General features: G+C 42.2%; 17 protein-coding genes and 1 pseudogene. 7 read left to right on the top strand and 11 right to left on the bottom strand.

All coding sequences use genetic code 11. The features are described from left to right. Positions 1 to 5 precede the first annotated feature (5 nt). The 4 genes from H4W00_RS05115 to H4W00_RS05100 form a co-directional block, all read right to left on the bottom strand. Positions 6 to 1,166: a tyrosine-type recombinase/integrase gene (locus tag H4W00_RS05115; RefSeq protein WP_209956534.1), complete on the bottom strand. Its 1,161-nt coding sequence runs from the start codon at positions 1,164 to 1,166 to the stop codon at positions 6 to 8. A gap of 223 nt (positions 1,167 to 1,389) precedes the next feature. Further along, positions 1,390 to 1,992 carry a single-stranded DNA-binding protein gene (gene ssb / locus H4W00_RS05110; RefSeq protein WP_209956533.1) on the bottom strand — a complete coding sequence of 201 codons (603 nt, stop codon included), beginning with the start codon at positions 1,990 to 1,992 and terminating at the stop codon, positions 1,390 to 1,392. A 302-nt stretch (positions 1,993 to 2,294) separates the two neighbouring features. Next, positions 2,295 to 2,918, bottom strand: coding sequence for a DUF3833 domain-containing protein (locus H4W00_RS05105; RefSeq protein WP_209956532.1), 624 nt, complete (start codon positions 2,916 to 2,918; stop codon positions 2,295 to 2,297). A 76-nt stretch (positions 2,919 to 2,994) separates the two neighbouring features. Beyond that, a complete protein-coding gene (locus H4W00_RS05100; protein ID WP_209956531.1) occupies positions 2,995 to 4,359 on the bottom strand; it encodes an MFS transporter in 1,365 nt (454 codons plus the stop codon). Positions 4,360 to 5,125: 766 nt separating this feature from the next. Here H4W00_RS05100 and uvrA point away from each other — a divergent pair. Beyond that, a complete protein-coding gene (gene uvrA, locus H4W00_RS05095; protein WP_209956530.1) occupies positions 5,126 to 8,026 on the top strand; it encodes an excinuclease ABC subunit UvrA in 2,901 nt (966 codons plus the stop codon). A 123-nt stretch (positions 8,027 to 8,149) separates the two neighbouring features. Beyond that, positions 8,150 to 8,584, top strand: coding sequence for a P-loop NTPase fold protein (locus H4W00_RS05090; protein ID WP_209956529.1), 435 nt, complete (start codon positions 8,150 to 8,152; stop codon positions 8,582 to 8,584). Here the strand turns inward: H4W00_RS05090 and H4W00_RS05085 are convergent. Together H4W00_RS05085 and H4W00_RS05080 are read right to left on the bottom strand one after the other, a co-directional pair. After that, a pseudogene (locus H4W00_RS05085) lies at positions 8,574 to 8,957 on the bottom strand (transposase family protein); the annotation flags it as partial. The gene H4W00_RS05090 and the pseudogene H4W00_RS05085 sit on opposite strands and share 11 nt — an antisense overlap. Positions 8,958 to 8,965: 8 nt before the next feature. Next, the gene (locus H4W00_RS05080) at positions 8,966 to 9,406 is read right to left on the bottom strand and encodes a transposase family protein (RefSeq protein ID WP_209956048.1); all 441 of its coding nucleotides are present in this window, start codon (positions 9,404 to 9,406) and stop codon (positions 8,966 to 8,968) included. A 104-nt stretch (positions 9,407 to 9,510) separates the two neighbouring features. Here H4W00_RS05080 and H4W00_RS05075 point away from each other — a divergent pair, with 104 nt between their 5' ends. Next, positions 9,511 to 10,911, top strand: coding sequence for a hypothetical protein (locus H4W00_RS05075; protein ID WP_209956528.1), 1,401 nt, complete (start codon positions 9,511 to 9,513; stop codon positions 10,909 to 10,911). Positions 10,912 to 10,990: 79 nt separating this feature from the next. Here the strand turns inward: H4W00_RS05075 and H4W00_RS05070 are convergent, their stop codons facing one another. Next, on the bottom strand, positions 10,991 to 11,272 hold the full coding sequence (locus H4W00_RS05070) for a DUF503 domain-containing protein (RefSeq protein ID WP_209956527.1): 282 nt from the start codon (positions 11,270 to 11,272) through the stop codon (positions 10,991 to 10,993). Between the two features lie 278 nt (positions 11,273 to 11,550). On the opposite strand from H4W00_RS05070, the gene H4W00_RS05065 reads away from it, so the two are divergent. The 3 genes from H4W00_RS05065 to gorA all read left to right on the top strand — a co-directional run bounded on the left by H4W00_RS05065 (position 11,551) and on the right by gorA (position 14,306). Continuing rightward, on the top strand, positions 11,551 to 12,351 hold the full coding sequence (locus H4W00_RS05065) for a threonine/serine ThrE exporter family protein (protein ID WP_209956526.1): 801 nt from the start codon (positions 11,551 to 11,553) through the stop codon (positions 12,349 to 12,351). 1 nt (position 12,352) lies between these two features. After that, positions 12,353 to 12,805 carry a threonine/serine exporter family protein gene (locus H4W00_RS05060; RefSeq protein WP_209956525.1) on the top strand — a complete coding sequence of 151 codons (453 nt, stop codon included), beginning with the start codon at positions 12,353 to 12,355 and terminating at the stop codon, positions 12,803 to 12,805. Between the two features lie 145 nt (positions 12,806 to 12,950). Beyond that, positions 12,951 to 14,306: a glutathione-disulfide reductase gene (gorA, locus tag H4W00_RS05055; RefSeq protein ID WP_209956524.1), complete on the top strand. Its 1,356-nt coding sequence runs from the start codon at positions 12,951 to 12,953 to the stop codon at positions 14,304 to 14,306. Between the two features lie 441 nt (positions 14,307 to 14,747). Here the strand turns inward: gorA and H4W00_RS05050 are convergent, their stop codons facing one another. Further along, on the bottom strand, positions 14,748 to 15,326 hold the full coding sequence (locus tag H4W00_RS05050) for a GNAT family N-acetyltransferase (protein WP_209956523.1): 579 nt from the start codon (positions 15,324 to 15,326) through the stop codon (positions 14,748 to 14,750). A gap of 74 nt (positions 15,327 to 15,400) precedes the next feature. Beyond that, a complete protein-coding gene (locus H4W00_RS05045) occupies positions 15,401 to 17,020 on the bottom strand; it encodes an FAD-dependent oxidoreductase (protein ID WP_209956522.1) in 1,620 nt (539 codons plus the stop codon). A gap of 342 nt (positions 17,021 to 17,362) precedes the next feature. Here H4W00_RS05045 and truD point away from each other — a divergent pair, with 342 nt between their 5' ends. Next, the gene (gene truD / locus H4W00_RS05040; RefSeq protein ID WP_209956521.1) at positions 17,363 to 18,604 is read left to right on the top strand and encodes a tRNA pseudouridine(13) synthase TruD; all 1,242 of its coding nucleotides are present in this window, start codon (positions 17,363 to 17,365) and stop codon (positions 18,602 to 18,604) included. 64 nt (positions 18,605 to 18,668) lie between these two features. Here the strand turns inward: truD and H4W00_RS05035 are convergent, their stop codons facing one another. Further along, a complete protein-coding gene (locus H4W00_RS05035) occupies positions 18,669 to 19,169 on the bottom strand; it encodes a GGDEF domain-containing protein (protein WP_442966458.1) in 501 nt (166 codons plus the stop codon). Between the two features lie 95 nt (positions 19,170 to 19,264). Continuing rightward, on the bottom strand, positions 19,265 to 20,146 hold the full coding sequence (locus tag H4W00_RS05030; RefSeq protein WP_209956520.1) for a PHP domain-containing protein: 882 nt from the start codon (positions 20,144 to 20,146) through the stop codon (positions 19,265 to 19,267). Between the last annotated feature and the right edge of the window lie 290 nt (positions 20,147 to 20,436).

Raw genomic sequence — 20,436 nt, 5'->3', positions numbered from 1 at the left:
GTCCTTTATTTAATTATATTTTTCTGATATTCATTTAATGCTTTCCTAGCATTTTCTTCAACCTCTTGAGCAATATATATATCTTGAGAATTTAAACTAGAGTCACCTCGAAGAAATGCCAATGCTTCTCGACGTCGTTGTTCAGACATACCGTTCTCTCGCATTACTCTTTCCATTCTTGAAGAAAATGTATGTCGCAATGATTTTGCGCTTAAGTTTTCAGGTAGATCCTGAATATACTTACTTCTAAGTAGATGAAACATCTGTGTAATAGAGGCCTGTGATAACGGTTCACCCTCATCACTTATAATCAAATAATCAGACTCTTCATCTGATTTATCTTCCAAAAAATCTCGCCATTCGACTATATATCTATCTAAATAATAAACAAGCATCGGATTTTCAATTGGCAATAAACGACCATTACGCTTTACTTGGGGTCTAGGCTTTCTAGTATCGCCAATATCAGGTTTTCTACGAACAACGTTCACCGAAGATACAGCACCAATAGTAATATCTTCTACCCTTAAACTAAGAAGCTCACCCGGACGTAAACCACAATAAATCATTAATCCAACTGAAATAAAATTTCTATACTTTACTGCCTCATTCGTACCAAATGAATTAATAGAAGTAGGATCTAATATATTTATCAAAAAGCTAGATTCTTCGTTGTTTAGTCCTTTTTTCAAATACTTCCTGCTAGGTGGTGAGGACATAAACGAATTAGATAGCCATTCATTGAAAATACTTTTTCTTTCACTAAGGCTTTTAAACTTATTGGAGGAATAAGGCAACTGCGATATCAACACACTCATATACCAGTTTATAAACTGTCTGACAGTAGTAAGACGTTGATTAAAAGTTATCGGTGAAACAGCCTTAAATTGTTCTCTATTTTGTCTGAGCTGCTCAACCAATACTGAATTAATCTGAGCGGAGTTAAAAGATACTGGAGCAGTAAGCTTCTGTCTCAGATCAATTTGTTCGCGATACAGCCACTCGTATAAAAGAGAAAGCTCTCTAGCATTACGAATTAATGTATTAGTACTTCTATCACGACGAGATAGTAAATACTCATTAGGTGCTGGAATGGGTAATTCTTCATAATCAAGTATGATCGGAATCTGCTCTCCAGTGGGATGTGTGACTACCTTAACTTTCATTAATTCCACCATGATATAATTTTACTTTTTTATCCTATAACAACCTATAAGTTAACAATAATAATCATATAACAACTCATATATTGCTATTAAAAAATAGCCCTGAATCTTATTCTCAATATTTACACTAATATAAGAATATTAATCAGGGCTAAATCTTACCACTAATGGCTTATAAGCTAATACTTACTTAAGTATCTTTACGTTCTATATCTTATCATCATCAGAACGGAATATCGTCATCAACTGGGCCATCTGGCATGGCCGCTGGCTTCGGTTGCGTGGGCGCTTGAGTAGGCGCATTAAATTGATTCTGTTGCGCCGGTGTGTTTTGGTTATTGTAACCACCTTGGCCACCACCTTGCTGCATACCATTACCTTGGTTAGAGCCATTTTGGGGATTATTATTTTGGCCACCTTGATTACTCTGACCGCCTTGGTTGCTTGTGTTTTGGCCACCATAATTGCCCGCACCACCGTCTTGACCACCACTCGCGCCATCTAACATTTGCATTTGATAGGCCTTGATGTCGGTAGCGTAACGATCGCTACCATCTGGTGCTTGGTATTTACGGGTATTTAGACTGCCTTCAATGTAAACTTTACTGCCTTTACGTAAATATTGCGCCGCAATCTCACCCAAGCGATTGTACAATGCAATGCGATGCCATTCGGTGGCTTCTTTTTTCTCGCCACTTTGCTTATCTGTCCATTGCTCTGAGGTTGCAACTGAAATGTTAGTTACGCTACCACCGTTGCTGAATTGGCGTACCTCAGGATCTGCACCGAGGTTACCGATAATGATGACTTTATTGACACCGCGCATAATACCATCCTTTTACTTGTGAAGAATTTAATGACTGGTTTTAATGGAAATCACTAATACTATTAGTAATATGCTTTTACTTTAACCAATTTTTACCTAAATATCTAGGGGGCTTTGCCTATCATGCGACATTCTTTGTCGTGCAGTATTAAGTTTTCTGATATTATAACTAACAACAACAGAGAGACACTCTTTTGGCCTGTTAACTGGCCTGCTAACGGTACTTTAATAGGCTCTATAGAAATAAAAGACTGTTGTCAGCCACAGACGAGAAATGGTGTGTCTCCTGATAAAGCTCATACTTATTTAGTATTGCGATGCATACTCAAGGTCACGCTACCCAATTCAACGCCATATTTTTTCATTACTGAACGGTTGAGCATGACATCTTCATTGATTAAGTACATCCAATCATCAAAATTCACGTTATAAGTTTTGCCATCGACCGGTAGCTCTAGTACATACTGCCAATGCAAGGTATTACCGACTACTTCTCCTATCGCCTCGCCAACAACGTCGCCTGCCACCCCTTTCCATTGTCCATCAGCTTGCTGAGTCAGCCGCCATATACGCTGTGACTTTGTGCCATCTGCCCAAGAGAACTTTTCATCTAAAACAATGACATTATCGCCTTCATGAGTGGCCTCAATATCAACATAAAATCTTTTTTTGACTTCGCCATTGCGCCCTTGAAACATTCCCCAGCCATCAATTTGACCTGAGAAAAACTGATGCATATCAAGCGTTGGCGTTGTATTTTGATAGGTCTGAATATTTTGTGTGGTACAGCCAGAAGTCAATAACGTTATTGACAGCCCTAAGCCAATGCCAAGCTTAGCTATCGATTTAGTTATGGTTGTTGGTAGTTTTTTAACGGGGCGTTTTTTAGCGACAAACATACCAGATAACTTGTTAAATTTACTCATCTTAATGCCTTTTTAAAGTGAGGATAAAAATTATATTCTACTTGTTAACTGCTATGATTGTAACTTAGGTTGTGTCTTAAATATCTAGCGGACTTTGCGCAAGCTGCGACAGCTCTTGTCGTGCAGTATCTGTCAATTTGGTTTTGTCGAGTTTCAAATAAGCCACTTGTTCTTTGGCCATGACCATTAGCTCGTCAACCCCTTCTATCGCCATCATCTGCCGCGACCAGTCTTGAATATTGATGTTCTTAGGTATCGTTACGGTAGTGCTAGATAAATACGGTGGCTGCGCAATAGGGATGATAATCAGTAGCGACACACCCATTATTGCCGCGAGGATACTCCAGGCCAATAAATTAGGTTGACTCAATAATAGCCCACCCATTGCTCCACCAACAAACGCACCAAAAAACTGACTGGATGAGTTTAGCCCCATCGCTGTGGCTTTGTTAGCAACTGGGGCACGTTTAGATATCCACGAGGGAATCGTAGCCTCAAGTAAATTAAAGCCCATAAAATATAGCAATAGACCTAAGATGATACCAATACCTACTTGACTACCAAGCGCTAGTAGAGCTAAGGAAAAGGTCATCAAGCCAATCGCGCCTAAGAATACTTGACGCATTTTACGTTTCTTTTCTGCAATAATAATAAAAGGTATCGCCACTGCAAAGCCGATAAATAATAGGGGTAAATAAACCAAGCCCTGCTGGCGTACTGTCAGGCCCATCACCTCCGAAAGCTGATGCGGTAAAATGACAAATATCGCGGTCATAGTCAGATGTAGCGCAAAGATACCAATATGCAAACGGTTAAGATCGCCAATTTTTAGTACGTCTGATAACTGCTGGCCAATCGATTTATTGTCTAGATTGTGTTTGAGCACTCGCATCGGTGACGGTACGACTAACAGCAGCAGCATCGCCAAAACCGCAAAGCCGGCGGTCAGCCAAAACAATCCTGAAATACCTAGCGAGCCTACTAACAAAGGCCCAAAAGCAAAAGCCAACATGATAGAGGTAGCAATGGTCAAGCCCATGGTCGCCATGGCCTTAGTGCGCATCTCCTCACGGGTGACGTCAGCTAATAACGCCATCAACACGGCAGAGACCGCGCCACTACCTGCCAGTGCACGGCCAATAATCACTTCATAAATGTCGGTGGCGTTGGCTGCGATGATACCGCCTAATGCGAATAAGACCAAACCAAGCATAATAATTGGCTTACGCGGGAATTTGTCGGCAGCGAGACTCATGGGTATCTGAAAGATGGCCTGACCAAGCCCATAAATACCAACGGCTAAACCGATCAAAAATGGCGTCGCATGCGTATAACTGTCCCCATACACAGAAAATACGGGCACAATCATAAACAAGCCAATCATACGTAGGGCAAAAATACCACCGACTCCTAAGATTGCCCGTTTTTCTACGCTATTCATACTTGCCTCACTGATTGATCATCTAACGGCTGACGTCCTACACCTTAAGAACAGGCAAAACTGCGCTATCTTCGCATCTATTAACCAACAATATCAAGAGGCAGTCAGACTGTCTCTTAAATGCCTAGCAGCCCGACTCTAAATCAAGCTCTACAGTATAAAACATTCGCCGTCTGGTTGCCGAGAATTTTACGCCTTCGACCTTATCTAGCCTAGTCTGACTTCTTAATCTGATTCGATAATTTTGTTACTAAGTGCATCTGATGCGCAATAATACCTTGAATTATGAGTCTGTCGTGACAATAGAGTAGAGCATTGCGGAGAGCATCAAGCGACAAAATCTTCTCTGAGATGCGTTTATAACGACAAATTACGCAAACTTATAATAATAAACCTATTTTTATTAGATTATTAAAGTGAATGCCTTTAATAAGCAATTACTCAAACAGTGATAGCCATTGTTTAATAAAATTTGAGAGATTTTTTCAAAAACGCAATCCACTTAACGTTATTGAAAACACATAACTGATTATCTACTTTAGAACTTTTCAACAAATTTATTATCAATAATGATAAGTTTTATCCCTGATTGAGCAGCATGGTATCTAAAATTTATTAACAATCTCAAATATCTGTAGTATTTATGACTGTCTTAAACTCATTCGTTTATTAAGCTATTTATTTAACTGATTTTTATACATATTTGATAACCACATTTATATGTTGGTTTTAACACCCCTTTTAGCGAATAGGAAACCTATAACCGATGGCACATGACCATATCGCAATACGCGGCGCACGTACTCATAATCTAAAAAACATTGATTTAGATATTCCACGAGATAAGTTTGTAGTAATCACAGGTTTATCTGGCTCAGGTAAATCATCTTTGGCATTTGATACCCTTTATGCCGAAGGACAACGTCGTTATGTCGAAAGTTTATCGGCTTATGCGCGCCAATTTCTGTCACAAATGGAAAAACCAGATGTCGATAGCATCGATGGACTATCACCAGCGATTGCGATTGAACAAAAATCAACCAACCATAATCCACGCTCAACGGTTGGTACGATTACCGAGATTTATGACTATTTACGCCTGCTTTATGCCCGTATCGGTACGCCATATTGCCCTGAACATGGCGAGCCCATGGTGGCGCAGTCCGTAACTGAAATGGTCGATCAGGTCATGTCGCTACCGGAGGAGACTAAGCTGATGATCCTCGCACCGGTCATTCGTGAGCGTAAAGGCGAGCATACGGTACTGTTAGAACAGCTGGTCGGGCAAGGCTTTGTACGAGTGCGGGTCGACGGTGATGTCTATGATATGGACGAGCTACCAGCCCTAGAGAAGAAGAAAAAGCATACCATAGAAGTGGTGGTTGACCGCTTTAAAGTGCGTGATGATTTGGGCAACCGTGTTGCTGAAAGCTTAGAGACTGCGCTACGTTTGGGTCAAGGACTGGTTACCTTGCATTACATGGATGGCAATCCAAAGCCTGATGGTAGTGACAATCAAGTCATGTCAGCCAAACACAGCTGTCCTATCTGTGATCGGGCAGTATCCGAGCTTGAGCCAAGATTGTTTAGTTTTAACAATCCCTATGGTGCCTGCCCGGCCTGTGATGGCTTGGGTAAGCGTCAGTACTTTTCTGCCGAAAAACTGATCACTCACCATGAAAAATCCCTAAACCAAGGGGCGATTAATGGTTGGGATAAGCGTCATGCTTATTACTTTGGTCTGCTATCAACGGTCTGTCATCATTTTAAAATTGATATGGATGCGCCGTGGCAAGCACTCTCTAAAGAGCAGCAAGACCTCATCATGCAAGGCTCAGGTAAAGAAAAGCTAACCTTTAATTTTACGGATGAGCGTGGTCGTAAAACCAATAAAACCATTCCTTTTGAAGGCGTGCTGCCCTATCTTGAGCGCCGTTATGCCAAAACCCAAAGTAATCTAGTACGTGACGAGCTGGCTAAATATCTAGCAGACACCACTTGTAACGTCTGCGACGGCGCGCGTCTCAATGAGATTTCGCGTAATGTACGGGTTGATGATCAAACCATTGCTGAAATCGTTAAGCTGTCTATTGGTGATGCTGCTGATTATTATAAAACGCTGAAGATTGGTGGTCATAAAGGTGAAGTCGCTGAGAAAATCTTTAAAGAGATTAACGAGCGCTTGAACTTCTTGGTCAGTGTTGGACTGGATTATTTATCATTAGCCCGTTCCGCTGAAACCCTATCTGGTGGTGAAGCGCAACGTATCAGGCTAGCCAGCCAAATTGGTGCCGGTCTAATGGGCGTGATGTACGTGCTTGATGAGCCCTCAATTGGACTGCATCAACGCGATAACGATCGTCTGCTAAAAACCTTAATGCGTTTGCGTGATTTAGGCAATACCGTGCTAGTCGTTGAGCATGACGAAGATGCGATTCGCCACGCCGATCATGTGATTGACATCGGCGTTGGTGCTGGCGTCCATGGCGGTCACGTGATTGCCCAAGGCACAGTAGATGACATCATGGCCTCCAAAGAATCACTTACTGGCCAGTATATGTCTGGTAAGATGAAAATCGATATTCCTAAAGTTCGTCATCAACCCAAGACGATTGACATGGAAGTTGAAGGCAAGGCCAAACCTAAAAAAGTCCCTATGACCATTGAGTTAAAAGGGGCAACAGGTAACAACCTACAAGATGTCCATTTGACCCTACCGATTGGTATCATGACTTGTATTACTGGGGTGTCCGGCTCGGGTAAATCCACGCTGATCAACCGCACTTTAATGCCATTGGCAGCTACCCAGTTGAATAATGCCTCAACCCTGATCGCTGACAAATTCGAAAGCATTAGTGGTCTTGAGCACTTGGACAAGATGGTTGATATTGACCAAAGCCCTATTGGCCGTACCCCGCGCTCAAATCCAGCGACTTATACCGGCGTCTTTACCCCAGTAAGAGAAATGTTCGCCCAAACGCTAGAGGCACGAGCCCGCGGTTATAAACCAGGTCGCTTTAGCTTTAACGTTAAAGGCGGTCGCTGTGAGACTTGCCAAGGTGATGGCCTGATCAAAGTTGAGATGCACTTTTTACCAGACATGTATGTGCCATGCGATACTTGTGAAGGCAAGCGCTATAACCGCGAGACTTTAGAGATTTACTATAAAGGCAAAAACATCGCTGAAGTGCTGGATATGACCGTTGAAGACGCGGCAGAATTTTTCTCAGCTATTCCCGCTATTTATCGTCGTCTACAGGCCCTAGTCGAAGTTGGTCTCAGTTATATTCGTCTTGGTCAATCAGCACCCACGTTATCTGGCGGTGAAGCGCAGCGTGTCAAACTAGCCCGCGAGCTGGCCAAACGTGATACTGGACAGACGCTGTATATCTTGGATGAGCCAACCACTGGTTTGCATTTCCACGATATCGCTAAGCTGCTTAATATCTTGCATGCGCTACGTGACAAAGGCAACACTATCGTAGTGATTGAACATAACTTGGATGTTATTAAGACCGCGGACTGGGTAATTGACTTAGGACCTGAAGGCGGTAAAGGTGGTGGACTGATTGTCGCTGAAGGCACACCTGAACAAGTAGCGGAAGTTAAAGGCTCGCATACCGGTGAGTTCTTAAAGCCGATGCTTGAGTCACAGCAAGCAAGCTAGTAGTCTTACAATGTAAAATAATATCAAAAAGGTTATTCTTAAGGGAATAGCCTTTTTTTGGGCAGTTTTGAACTCGACGTTAATATAATTGTTAGTCTAAAATCATCTATAAGGCATTAAGCAATGGCAAACGTAGAAAATCTCGAAGATAAGCTTTTGGATCTTATCAATGCTAAAGAATCTGTTGCTATCGCTCTAACTGGCGAATGGGGCATTGGAAAAACACACTTCTGGAATAATTTCTACGAAAAAAACCATGCTAAGTTTAAAACTAAAAAATATGCTTATGTATCTTTATTCGGCATTGAGTCTTTAGAATCTTTAAAATTTGAAATTGCTCTTAAATCTCATAGTACAAGCCAAAAGAAAGATAACTTTTCATTTATTAAGAAAAGTTTTCAGAAAAGTCTTGACGTTATTGACTTCTCTAAAATTGAAGGTAAAGGTATTGCTTTATCCCTTAGCAAAGGCATGATTAGTAGTGCTGTATCAAGTATGATTACCGATACAGTAATTTGTATAGATGATATTAGACCTCTTGCAAAAGTCATGAATTAAGTTCGAAATTGACTACACCTGCAAACAGCTTCATTCTTAAATCATAACGCTGACGACGATTGCGATAGCGCTGAGCCACGATTTTAAACAGCTTGATCAGACCTATTTTGTGCTCAACCAGAATACGTAATTTAGCTAAATACTGATTCACTTGTTTGCTACAGTCTAGTAATTCACAGCCTTTTGGTTTTTTAAAGGGTGTAAAGGTTTGGTCATGCAACTTCGCTATACCTTGGTAGCCACTGTCTGCTAAGTAGCTTGCATTTTCAGGTAACCAGTCAGGACAAGTCTGTTTGTAAAGGCTAAAATCATGTACCGATCCTTTGCAAGTTTGAACATCTAGTATTAAACCTGTTTGCCAATGCACGATAACTTGCGCTTTTAAGGTATGTTGCTTTCTTTTTCCGCTGTAGTAGTCACTTTGGTTTTTTTTGGACGCTCAATCGGGGTTTCGGTCGCATCTACAATGACCGCTGACCAGTTAATATCATCAACATCGCCCCGTGGTAGCTTTCTAGGTAAGCCAAATCTACCTGACTTAAGAAGAATATCTTCTACTTTACGAACCATGCGACTGGCAGAAGACTCATGAATACCAAAGTCCATACCGATGTGATAAAGCGTTCGGTATTCACGCCAATAAGTCAATGCAAGCAGGAGCTGCGCTTCCAATCTAAGCTCGCTTGGACGACCTGATTTGGTCTTTGCTGCTTCATGTTGTTGCATGGCTTCTAACATGGCTTTAAAGGTAGTTTTATGAATACCAGTGTAGCGTTTGAAGCCGGAGTCGCTTTGCTCAAGTAGTTTATTTATATCGGGCATGGCAGTTATTTGATTGTGAGTGATACGGTTATTCTAATTCATGAGGCCACTTTTGCAAGAGGTCTATTGAAAGACATTCAGCTAAATTAGATATCATAGATGTAATGGGGTTAGTTAATCATTTAAGCTTAGAAAAAAACTGTAAAGTAGTGGTGATACTACATGAAGGTGAAGCAGGTGAAAATTTCAGAGAATATAAGGAAAAGGTGTTTGATGAAGTGTTGGTATTAGACGACTCACTGTCAATTATTAAAGATAAGATTAGTGATATCGAGACATTCCCTATCTACGAAAAATTCTATCAAACTATGGGTGTTAGAAATCTTAGATTTTATCAGCGTGTGCAGAAAATCTATCACGAGATAATAAAACACTCATCATCTTTATCAAAGTTGAGCAAAGAAGAAATCCTAAGGCAAATTCTTATTATCAAGCTTGTTAATGACATTCCTAAAGTTCTTGATATCGATATGAAAGAGTTAGAAACGTATTTTTCTGAAGATGGTCTCGATGACCGATTAGATATCTTTTTAAAAAGTGATGATGAAGCACTAAAAGCAACTGTTAGAACTAAAAAAGACGCTGTAGAGGAAAAACTTTCAAAATTCTACCCTAACTTTCGTATGGAAGGGTGGACTGATGTTGTGATAGAACTAATTACAGACATTAACATTGATGATGATAGAGTTGAGCAACTATTCAAACAGGATTCTATTAATGAAGCTGAATTTGAAAATGATAGAGAAAAACAGAAGTTAATGACTGAGTATAATAGTTTAAACATAAGCTTGAACTTCAATCAAAGACTCTTTGATAATATAAGCAGAAGAATAAATAGAGAAACTTTAGAGAATCTAGGTTTTCACTACAATACACTAAGTCGAAATGGCGCTCAAGATTTAGCTGACAAGTTACAAGAATTAATAAGGCAACATATTAAAGAAAAAGTTTCTGAAAGCTCAGATTTTTGGGATGTAGGATGGTGGTATCGTTTTGGTAGACAACCGAATGACACTTTTAAGGACTATATTGAACATGCCGTTAAAGAACGCAAAGTTGAAATTAATACTAACTTGGATATCGCTACTATTTCTCGTGTATTTATAAAGTTTTATCAACATGGCAATGAAAACCTAGAGTTTTGTGAGGCTATACAAAATATAGACAAGGTGAATCTAAAAACCATCATCTGGCAATCGATTGAAGATGAACAAGATAGAAAGCTTTATATTCACAAGATTCTACAACATCCAGCTTTTGGGATAAAAACAGTGAGATTTAATGATGCAACTAAAATAAATAATGTAACTTGGTCATTCTTGGAGAATACGAACGTTTACTGTATATCAATTTTTTCTTACCATCCTTTTATAGTTAAATCAAAACGAGATGAGGTGCGACAGTGGACGTTGGAACTATTACAAGAAAGAATTATTGAGAACTCCAACACTAGAGCATCTGTTGAAAGCTGGCTAGAACATACAGATAATTTGAACACTATCTAAATCGTAAGGTGCGTTCCACCCACCGATAATGAAATGTGTTTTTCACTTTCAATACATTTTATATCATACTATGAGTCAACTAAATAAACTCTCGCATCACGTTCATCACGCGCGCTTCTACGGTATGTTCTATCTTCGCCTCTAACTGACTACACTGTGATTCGACCTCACGTTTAGACAGCCCTACTACGACAAGCGTCCATTCGCTGGCATCATGCCGATCACGCTCGCCGCTCTCACATACCGCAACTGCTGGATTACGGCCAAAGCGTGCATGTAGGCCGCCCATGCGTTGGCGTTTTTCTTTTAATGAGCTGCATCCGGGCAGCGTAAAAGTCAGAGTTAGAATGGCTATATGCATTTTATCCTCCTTGCTAAAACAGTTGATACGTCATCGTAGCATCAAATATGATGCCTACCCGTCACTGAACGATCAGGTTTAGATAGCCTCTTTAAAACGCACTTATACTAGGACCTTACTGCTATCTTTTGTACTCATAAGTTCGCCACAGTAAAAAACACCGCAATTCATGCTATCGTTATGTTACTCCGGTCTATGGTATATCCGTATCAGTAGCTCATAGCTACTTATATTGTTTATACTGAAAAATCACAATAGCCAACACGCGTATCTAACCAATGACTCCTATCAGCTACGTACAGCAACAGCGCATTACTCGATTATGCGTGCGCTGCGGATTACTCCTTATGCAATATGGCGCTGAGTCGGCCATTGTGGTTGACCTATCCAAGCGCTTGGGCATCGCCTTGGGGATGAACAGCGTAGAATGTTCGCTCAACTTTAATGCCATTACCTTGACAACTATTTGTGATGAACGCTGTATCACCACCACTAGGGACACCATTAATCAGAGCATTAATGTCAATTTATTGGTACAAATCCAGCAAATTGTCAATAAAACCGAAGCCACCGCAAGCGATGATAAGCTGAATCATGAGCTGACTGAACTCACTACTCTTGCGTTGGATGAGTTAGATAAGTCGGTTTACCCAACGTGGCTAGTGTGCCTATTTGTTGGCGCCTCTTGTGCCGCATTTGCTTATCTTAATGGCGGCAGTTGGTTGATTACCGCAGTGACCTTTACCGCAGGTATGGTGGCGATGCTCACCCGTATTTATCTGGCCAAAAATCACTTTAATCCGTTTATAACAGTCATTGTGACAGCGTTTATCGCCTCTCTAATTGGGGCGACAACCTATTATTTTGATATAGGTGATAATGCAGACATTGCCGTTGCCTCTAGCGTTTTGCTATTAGTGCCAAGCTTTCCCCTAATCAACTCTTTATCAGACATCTTAAAAGGCTATGTCAATATTGGGATTGGGCGTGCCGTTTTTACCTATATGTTGACCTTTTCAGCTGGCGTTGGCATTGTCATGGCCCTTGTTCTACTTAGAATACAGCACTGGGGGTTTTGATATGTGGTTCATTCAAACCGTTGCGCTGTCTTGTATTATTACCCTTGGCTGGACGCTAATGTTTACCGTACCCAAACGGTATATTCTACCCTGTTTGCTCATGACTGCTTTTGGGTTCGGGCTAAAAACAGCCCTTGTCTATCAGCACGTGCATATCGTGGTTGCCAGTTTTTTTGGGGCGATGCTCGCCAGCTTTTTAGGGGTTTATTTCTCTAGGAAATATACCCTACCACCCAAGGCCCTCATCTCACCAAGTGTCATTTGTATGATGCCAGGAGTCGCCGCTTACAAGGCGATGGTCAGCATGGTACAGATTGGTTATTTTGGCTATTCAGACGAGTTATTCGGTCAAATGATGGTTTTTTTGTTTGAGTCCTTATTTGTGACTTCAGGGCTGGTGCTGGGCTTGTCTATTCCTGGACTGTTATTTTATAGGCGTCGTGCTATTGTTTAGCTTACAGGCTATCTCTAACCTAACACCAGCCATGCTGATACAACTTAACACCCTAGTGACAAGCAGCTTGTAAGATTGATTATAATACCCATTACAATAGAGTCCAAAATTATACTAACCACTTATTAATAAAGAGACAGCAACCATGACCAAGCATTATGATTATATCTCGATTGGCGGCGGTAGCGGCGGTATTGCCTCAATCAACCGAGCGGCAAGCCATGGCAAAAAATGTGCCATTATCGAAGCCAACCAATTGGGTGGCACCTGCGTGAACTTGGGCTGCGTACCCAAAAAAGTGATGTGGTATGGGGCGCAAGTTGCCGAAGCCATCCATAAGTATGCACCAGACTATGGATTCGATATTGAGGTTAAAGGCTTTGATTTTCAAAAGCTGGTGCAGAGTCGCCAACAATATATCGAAAATATTCACCGTGCCTATGACAATAATTTGGCAAAAAATGGCGTTGACGTGATAAAAGGCTTTGCCAAATTTATCGATGCCAAGACAGTCGAGGTCAATGGCGAACACATTACGGCTGATCATATTTTGATCGCAACGGGCGGTCATCCTATTTACCCAGATATCAAAGGGGCACAACACGGTATTGACTCTGATGGCTTTTTTGCCCTAAATCAGCTGCCAAAACGGGTGGCTATTGTAGGAGCAGGATATATCGCCGTTGAGATCGCTGGGGTATTGAACAGTCTAGGCGCTGAAGTGCATTTATATGTACGTAAGCACTCGCCACTGCGCTCATTTGACCACAGTGTTGTGGAAGCCTTGCTGATAGAGATGGAGCAAGACGGCATTCAATTGCACACCAACACCACGCTAACTGAAGTCAACAAAAATGAAGATGGTAGCCTAACCTTATGTACCAAAGATGGCAGCCTAGACACGGCAGACTGTTTGATTTGGGCCATTGGTCGCGCGCCTTCCACGGACAATCTTAATTTGCAAGTGACGGGTGTAGAGACTAGTGATATTGGCAAAATTAAAGTCGATAAGTTCCAAAACACCAATATTAAAGGTATATATGCGGTAGGCGATACTATCGAGAATGGTGTTGACTTGACTCCGGTGGCTATCGCGGCAGGTCGACGCTTATCAGAGCGCTTATTTAATAATAAGCCTAATGAGCATTTAGACTATGAATTGATACCGACGGTTATCTTTACCCATCCTGCTATCGGTACTATTGGATTGACTGAAATCGATGCTGTTAATCACTATGGTAAGGACAATATTAAATGCTATAGCTCAACATTTACCTCAATGTATAGTGCAGTCACCCAACATCGTCAGAAGTGTATGATGAAGCTGGTGTGCTTGGGCGATGATGAAAAAGTCGTTGGTCTGCACGGTATAGGCTTCGGCGTCGATGAGATGATACAAGGCTTTGCAGTAGCTATAAAAATGGGCGCTACTAAGGCTGACTTTGATAATACTATTGCTATCCACCCAACCGGCTCAGAAGAGTTCGTGACGATGCGCTAGTCTTTATAGGCTGAGCACTATTAAGGCGTGTCATCAATCAATCAGCCTCTGCATATATTAAATATAGGCAGAGGCTCTGATGAATATAGTTTTAAGGTACTTAGATGTTTCTAATACTGACAGCCAAACCACGATACTGCTATGATGTCAGTAACAAAAACTGTTGAGAGATGGCTGTGTGGCAAGTGTACCTTTTTATCTTACCGATTGGCCTTGGCATTATGACCTTAGTGGCCAGCTTAATGTGCCTGCTGGCTTATCTAATATCTGATGATAATGCCACCCGTCTACCCGCATTTAACTGGTTCAAGCGCTTGGTTATAGTGGCGTTTATATTACTTAGCATCGGGCTATTTATGACGTTTAAACACTTTTGGAGTTAGGCTAAAAGTATTACTTCTAAGCAATAATTACTAAATATAAGCTACTAAATATTAATTACTAACTAGTGGCTAATTTTTCTAGTTCTAATAGTTGTAGGTCTTGCCGTTTTGGCTGGCCATTATTGCCATCCTCTGGAAACGGCATCGTCACTCCAGTAAGCTTGTAACCACGACGTTCATAATAAGCCAAAAGCTCAGGACGATGGCTCAAGATACTCATAGTCAGTCGAACAGTCTTATCTTGAGTTTGCAAATGTCGCTCAGCAAAGATTTCCGCTGCCTGTAGTATTTGATGGCCAACCCCGCCTCCCTGCCGTTCCGGATGAACCGCAAACATACCGATATAGGCACAGCTTTTATCAGCATTGTCTTGCATATCCACTGCAATGCAGCCAAGTAATTCGCCAGTCTCTTGTCCATCACGGCTATCCGTATCAGTCTTTGGATAGACGAACAAATAATGCTTAGGATCAGCAATAACACGGGTGAGCTCGGAGTCGGTAATACGAATACCAGCGACTAAATCAGCTTCATTGGTCCAACCTTCCGACTGACGATAACAGTGGTCAAGTAACTGCTTAAGAGCACTTATATCAGCAGGTTTAGCTTGACGTAAAAACACAGTATTAGTAGTCATATTATTCTCATTTGTTAAAAAGGCTGCCAAGATGTAGCGGCAGCCTTTATCCTAATCGTTATAAGCGTCTTATCCTAACGCGATAGTTCATGCGCTTGGGCAATAATATCAAAGCCTGCGTTAATCTGTGCACGGGTGGGTGCCTGACCGAGGCGCAATAGCTCGCCAAAGGCGATCAAATCTTTATCACGTCCAAGCGTACTGGCGGCACTTGCGCGTGTATTGTCGTTATCATCATCGAAATAATATTCAATATAATTAAGCGTATCTGGCGAGCCCAATAAAATATTATTATCTGAGTTTTTTGCATGACCGCTGTAACGCAGACTTTTGCCATACTGCATCGTCCAAAAGAACGGTACACGTTCATCTAGCGAATCCACATTACTATCATTTAAGATTGCGGCAGTAGCCACCAGTCCATGTTGTAAAGCAACGCGCCAATGTTCGATACGCATACGCCCCATTTTTCCAGACGCCTTAGCAATATCTCCAAGGGCATAGACCCCATCACGTAGTTGTAAATGACTGTCTACTTGCACTCCATCCGGATCGTTTACTTCGCTAAACAGGTCCGTACGTGGTGACACCCCAGTACCCAAAATCACTATATCGGCGGCTATTTGCTCGCCATTTGCCAAGCTAACGGCGCTAATTTGTGTTGGTACCGTAGCATCATTACCACTAATCTCATTCACTGTAGCGTCTAAGACAAATTTAATGCCATTGGCCTCATGCAGTTTAATCAAGGCATTGCTGACTGTTTCAGAGATGATATTGCCCATTACCCGATTTTCTTGGCCGACTACTGTGATAGATGCCGTCGTGCCCGCTTGTGCTAAAGCTGCCGCAACCTCCATACCGATAAAGCCAGTACCAATAACCACCACATGTTTATCATGGCTAGCGGCTTTAATCGCTTTGGCATCGTCCATACTACGTAAGGTATAAACCCCATCGAGGTCAGCACCTTTTATAGGAGGAACCATGGGCGACGCACCAGTAGCGACCACTAGAAAATCTGCGCTTATTTTTTGTTCATTACCACTAGCGTCATCAAGAATAATGGTGCGCTCGTTGGGTAAAACTTCATTAACTATTTGATTTAAGCGTAACTCAATATTGTTCTTCTGCGCCCAATCGCTACCACCGAGTAGCAGTTTTTCCTCAGGCATATTTCCTGCTAGAAAGGCTTTCGATAACAGCGGACGGTTATAAGGCGCCTTGTTATCTTTGCTAATTAGCGTAATGTCGCCACCATAACCCATCTGACGCAAATGATGTGCGGTCATAAAACCAGCGGCGCCGCCACCAACGATGACAGTATGAGTCTCTGTCAACTGATCATTAGCGATAGAATGGTCTATCTTCGCCGCCGTATTGACCGTCAGACTCTCGCCATTATCAGTCAATTCGTATTGAGTCAGACCTTCAGTCGCTACCGGCTCTAATAACGACCCGTCACGGCTATCAAAAGTAGCGTGATGCCACGGACAAATTACCCGATTGCCACAGCGAAGCCCGTCGCCTAAATTTGCCCCAGCGTGCGGACATTTACCATCAAACGCATGAAACGTACTGTCGTCGCGAGTAATTAAAATGATACTATCGTCATCTTGCTTGTACGATTTCATACCACCACTTGGAATGTCGGCTTTATTAATAGTTACTGTATTACCAGTTGAGTTGGTCATGGGTTATCCTTAACGGTTGCGGTTGCTACCTTTATTGGCTACATATTGCTGCTTATGATTTTACTGTGAGTTACTACGTTAATATGGGTTGCTACCTCAAGCTACAGCCAGCCATAAATTAGGACTGAGTCACTTTTAAGAATCTGTTTCAAGAATCTGTTTCAATAATTTGCACTGCTGTAGACTGAGCCACCTTAGAAATATAACATTTATTAATAGTAACAAGTACACCGTGTATACGGTATTTAATTGCCTGTCTACCATGTAATTAAACGTAACATTGCGATTTTAATGACGCTTTTCTTCAATTTTAATCTAAATACGATAACAGATGAATAACTTATGACTTTTCAAGACAATCACCTTAATAACGCTACTCTTCAGCCAGTAACGGATAAACCACCATTTGATGTCGCAACCGTCGATATGACAGTGATAACCGATACCTCACAGCTGCCACAGCCGATGCGACCACCCATCATACAAGCGACTTATAAAGCGCACGCAGCAGACTTTGTGGTTCATGAAATACTGCCATTCACTTTTACCGGTGACGGTGAGCATTTATGGCTACATATGCAAAAGATAGGTATGAACACCGCATTCCTCGCTAAATTATTAGCAGAATGGGCAGATATTCCTTTACGTGACGTCGGTTATTCTGGGCTAAAAGACCGGCACGCTCTAACGACCCAATGGTTTAGCTTACGCTTGCCGAAGAAACAATTACCAACCACTAGCTTTACCCCCACTGACCTTGGCACAGATGAAAGCGTGCAGATACTTACCCAACAGTGGCACAATAAGAAACTCAATCGTGGTACGCATCGTGCCAACCAATTTATCATCACTTTACGTGACGTGCAGTCTGAGAGTATCGCAACAGCCACTCCTGCGGTCGACCAAATGCCATCGGTAAAACAAACAACAGAGCAGCATTTAGCAAGTATGAGTCAGAACGGCGTGCCCAATTATTTTGGCCCGCAGCGCTTTGGCCATGGCGGTAATAATATTAGAGAGGCCCTTACGCTGTTTGCTCGTCCATTACAAGACACTAGCCCGCCACGCAAAAAAGGTAAAGGCAAGCGCCCACCACGCGAGCAAAATGCAATGGCGCTGTCCGCCGCTCGCAGCCTGATATTTAATGAGGTCTTAGCCGTGCGGGTACGTGATGACAGTTGGAACCAAGGTATGGCTGGTGAGGTATTTAACTTAGCGGGTTCAGGATCGATATTTGCCAGCGAGCAGATTGACGATACCTTGCGCGCGCGCCTTGCTGACGGCGATATTCATCCAACAGCTGTGTTGTGGGGCATCGATAATGATAAGGTAAGTGGCGAGGCGGCCACACTTGAGCATGATACTGTGCAGCAAAGCTTATTGCTAACTGAACTAGCTATCGGCCTAGAGCAGCGCGATATTAAGGCGCAACGCCGGCCATTACGCTTAGCTATTGAGGCGTTGGCTTGGGAATGGTCAGATGAGCAGACCCTAATATTACGCTTTACTTTGCCAACTGGCAGCTTTGCCACTAGTGTTTTAGCCAGCTTGGTACAGCAGTTAAATATGCCATCTATGAGATAAACTATTGGATGGTCGGTCAATGACACGTTTTATTTCTTAAGTAGCGTGGCTTAAGTAGCATGGCTTAAGTGCGCGACTTAGGAATACTGCCTTCTGCTAACAAATCATTGGCGCTCACGACCTGGTTACGACCTCGATCTTTGGCTTTATATAACGCTTTATCAGCAGTACTGATCAAATACTGACAAATATCACTGAATAATTGCAGGGTCTGCCGGTCTAGATGCTTGGCAGCCTCTGGTTTATTTTTTCGTGCTTTATAACGCTGTAGTGAGGTTAACTGAGAGCTATCTATATGAGCTGTAGGTGTATAGCCTCGATTAATGTTTATTAACTCATTGTAAGTTAGGGTGTATAACCCAAGACTTGCGGTAACCTGAACGCTGATATCATCGTCGACTTGTGTCACATGCTGAGCAATATTTTTTCGTAATGTCTCAGCGATGGCCATGGCACTATCGTGCTCAGTATTCGGCAGAACAATCAAAAATTCTTCGCCACCATAGCGACTGACAATCGCTTGATTTGTCAATGCACCTAATAGCATTTGTGCCGCCTCACGCAGTACCTGATCACCCCTTTCATGGCCAAAATTGTCATTAGTGTGCTTACTATGGCCATTTTTATGGTAACTATCAATCAGTCTTAAAAGCTTCTACATTATGACTTGAGGTCAAAAGCCTGCCAAATGCCCTGTTGTTCAGGGGTCAAAGTCGGTACATCGCCGATACGCCGCCACGGCATATTGCTACCATGAAAGTCACTGCCTATCGAAGTAACTAATTCATGCTCCGCAATCGTGCGATCAACCATTCTACGAGTGCTGAGCGGCTCGCTATTGGCTGGCAGCTCGCAAGCATCGCCGCCAAGCTGGGCAAACTCTTCAATCAGTTTACGTACCCGCGTTGCTGATAGCTGATATCGGGTCGGATGTGCCAATACGGCCTTACCACCGCAGGCATGGATCAGCTCAATACCACGTTCCATACTTAGCGCATCGATGGCTACATAAGCCGGCTTATTATCAGCCAAATACTTATCAAAGGCTTTCTGCACCGTTTTTACCAAGCCGCGCTCGTATAAAACTTGTCCAATATGTGCGCGCCCCACCGCTTGTGGGTTGTTACCTGCTTTGGTACAGACTTCTTGCCACAACTCGTCATAATCGAGCGTTAATAATTCGCTAAGCTTTTCGGTAATACGTTGACCACGAGTGGCACGACTCTCTTGTAATTGTTGTAAGGTTTCGTGCATCTGCGCATGGTCGGTAAAATCTAAACCCAACACATGAATAATTTTATTAGTCGATTTATTTTTACCGTAGCCGCCACTCAGCGTGTGCTCACAGCTAATTTCCACCCCATTAATGAGCTGCATATTAAATGCTTGAGCGGTCGCTCTCGCCTCATCAATACCTAATAAAGTATCGTGATCGGTCAGGGCCAACACATTGACTCCTGCCGTATGAGCTCGCTGCACTACTTCCGCGGGCGCATAAGTACCATCAGAGCAGTTACTGTGGCAATGTAAGTCGATTTTCATAAGATTGGCCTTTGTGTTTTTGAGCATGGTACCAGTGTTGATAATAGAATGAAGAAAAAATATCGCAATGGCAAATAGTATTGAGGCTTATTGTAAATTAATGTTTATGATAAACAGTGATTGTCGTCATGATAGCTGCTTATCATGAACGCTTATTATCGGCTCTTGCCAAGTATTTATAGGGTCTTGGCAGGTATGCCTATTATATAAAGCAATTATGATGTTGATTGCTTTTTTTTGGTGCAGTAGACGTGTAAACTAACCCATACGTTTTTGTTGGACATCCCACT

This window comes from Psychrobacter sp. PL19, from assembly GCF_017875835.1.
Taxonomy (GTDB): domain Bacteria; phylum Pseudomonadota; class Gammaproteobacteria; order Pseudomonadales; family Moraxellaceae; genus Psychrobacter.
Note: the sequence above shows the minus strand (reverse complement) of the source record. Positions and strands in the feature narration are given on the sequence as shown.

Coding starts and splice junctions, on each gene's coding strand:
- H4W00_RS05115 (WP_209956534.1), bottom strand. CDS start 1,166: ATGAAAGTTAAGGTAGTCACACATCCCACTGGAGAGCAGATTCCGATC.
- ssb (WP_209956533.1), bottom strand. CDS start 1,992: ATGCGCGGTGTCAATAAAGTCATCATTATCGGTAACCTCGGTGCAGAT.
- H4W00_RS05105 (WP_209956532.1), bottom strand. CDS start 2,918: ATGAGTAAATTTAACAAGTTATCTGGTATGTTTGTCGCTAAAAAACGC.
- H4W00_RS05100 (WP_209956531.1), bottom strand. CDS start 4,359: ATGAATAGCGTAGAAAAACGGGCAATCTTAGGAGTCGGTGGTATTTTT.
- uvrA (WP_209956530.1), top strand. CDS start 5,126: ATGGCACATGACCATATCGCAATACGCGGCGCACGTACTCATAATCTA.
- H4W00_RS05090 (WP_209956529.1), top strand. CDS start 8,150: ATGGCAAACGTAGAAAATCTCGAAGATAAGCTTTTGGATCTTATCAAT.
- H4W00_RS05080 (WP_209956048.1), bottom strand. CDS start 9,406: ATGCCCGATATAAATAAACTACTTGAGCAAAGCGACTCCGGCTTCAAA.
- H4W00_RS05075 (WP_209956528.1), top strand. CDS start 9,511: ATGGGGTTAGTTAATCATTTAAGCTTAGAAAAAAACTGTAAAGTAGTG.
- H4W00_RS05070 (WP_209956527.1), bottom strand. CDS start 11,272: ATGCATATAGCCATTCTAACTCTGACTTTTACGCTGCCCGGATGCAGC.
- H4W00_RS05065 (WP_209956526.1), top strand. CDS start 11,551: ATGACTCCTATCAGCTACGTACAGCAACAGCGCATTACTCGATTATGC.
- H4W00_RS05060 (WP_209956525.1), top strand. CDS start 12,353: ATGTGGTTCATTCAAACCGTTGCGCTGTCTTGTATTATTACCCTTGGC.
- gorA (WP_209956524.1), top strand. CDS start 12,951: ATGACCAAGCATTATGATTATATCTCGATTGGCGGCGGTAGCGGCGGT.
- H4W00_RS05050 (WP_209956523.1), bottom strand. CDS start 15,326: ATGACTACTAATACTGTGTTTTTACGTCAAGCTAAACCTGCTGATATA.
- H4W00_RS05045 (WP_209956522.1), bottom strand. CDS start 17,020: ATGACCAACTCAACTGGTAATACAGTAACTATTAATAAAGCCGACATT.
- truD (WP_209956521.1), top strand. CDS start 17,363: ATGACTTTTCAAGACAATCACCTTAATAACGCTACTCTTCAGCCAGTA.
- H4W00_RS05030 (WP_209956520.1), bottom strand. CDS start 20,146: ATGAAAATCGACTTACATTGCCACAGTAACTGCTCTGATGGTACTTAT.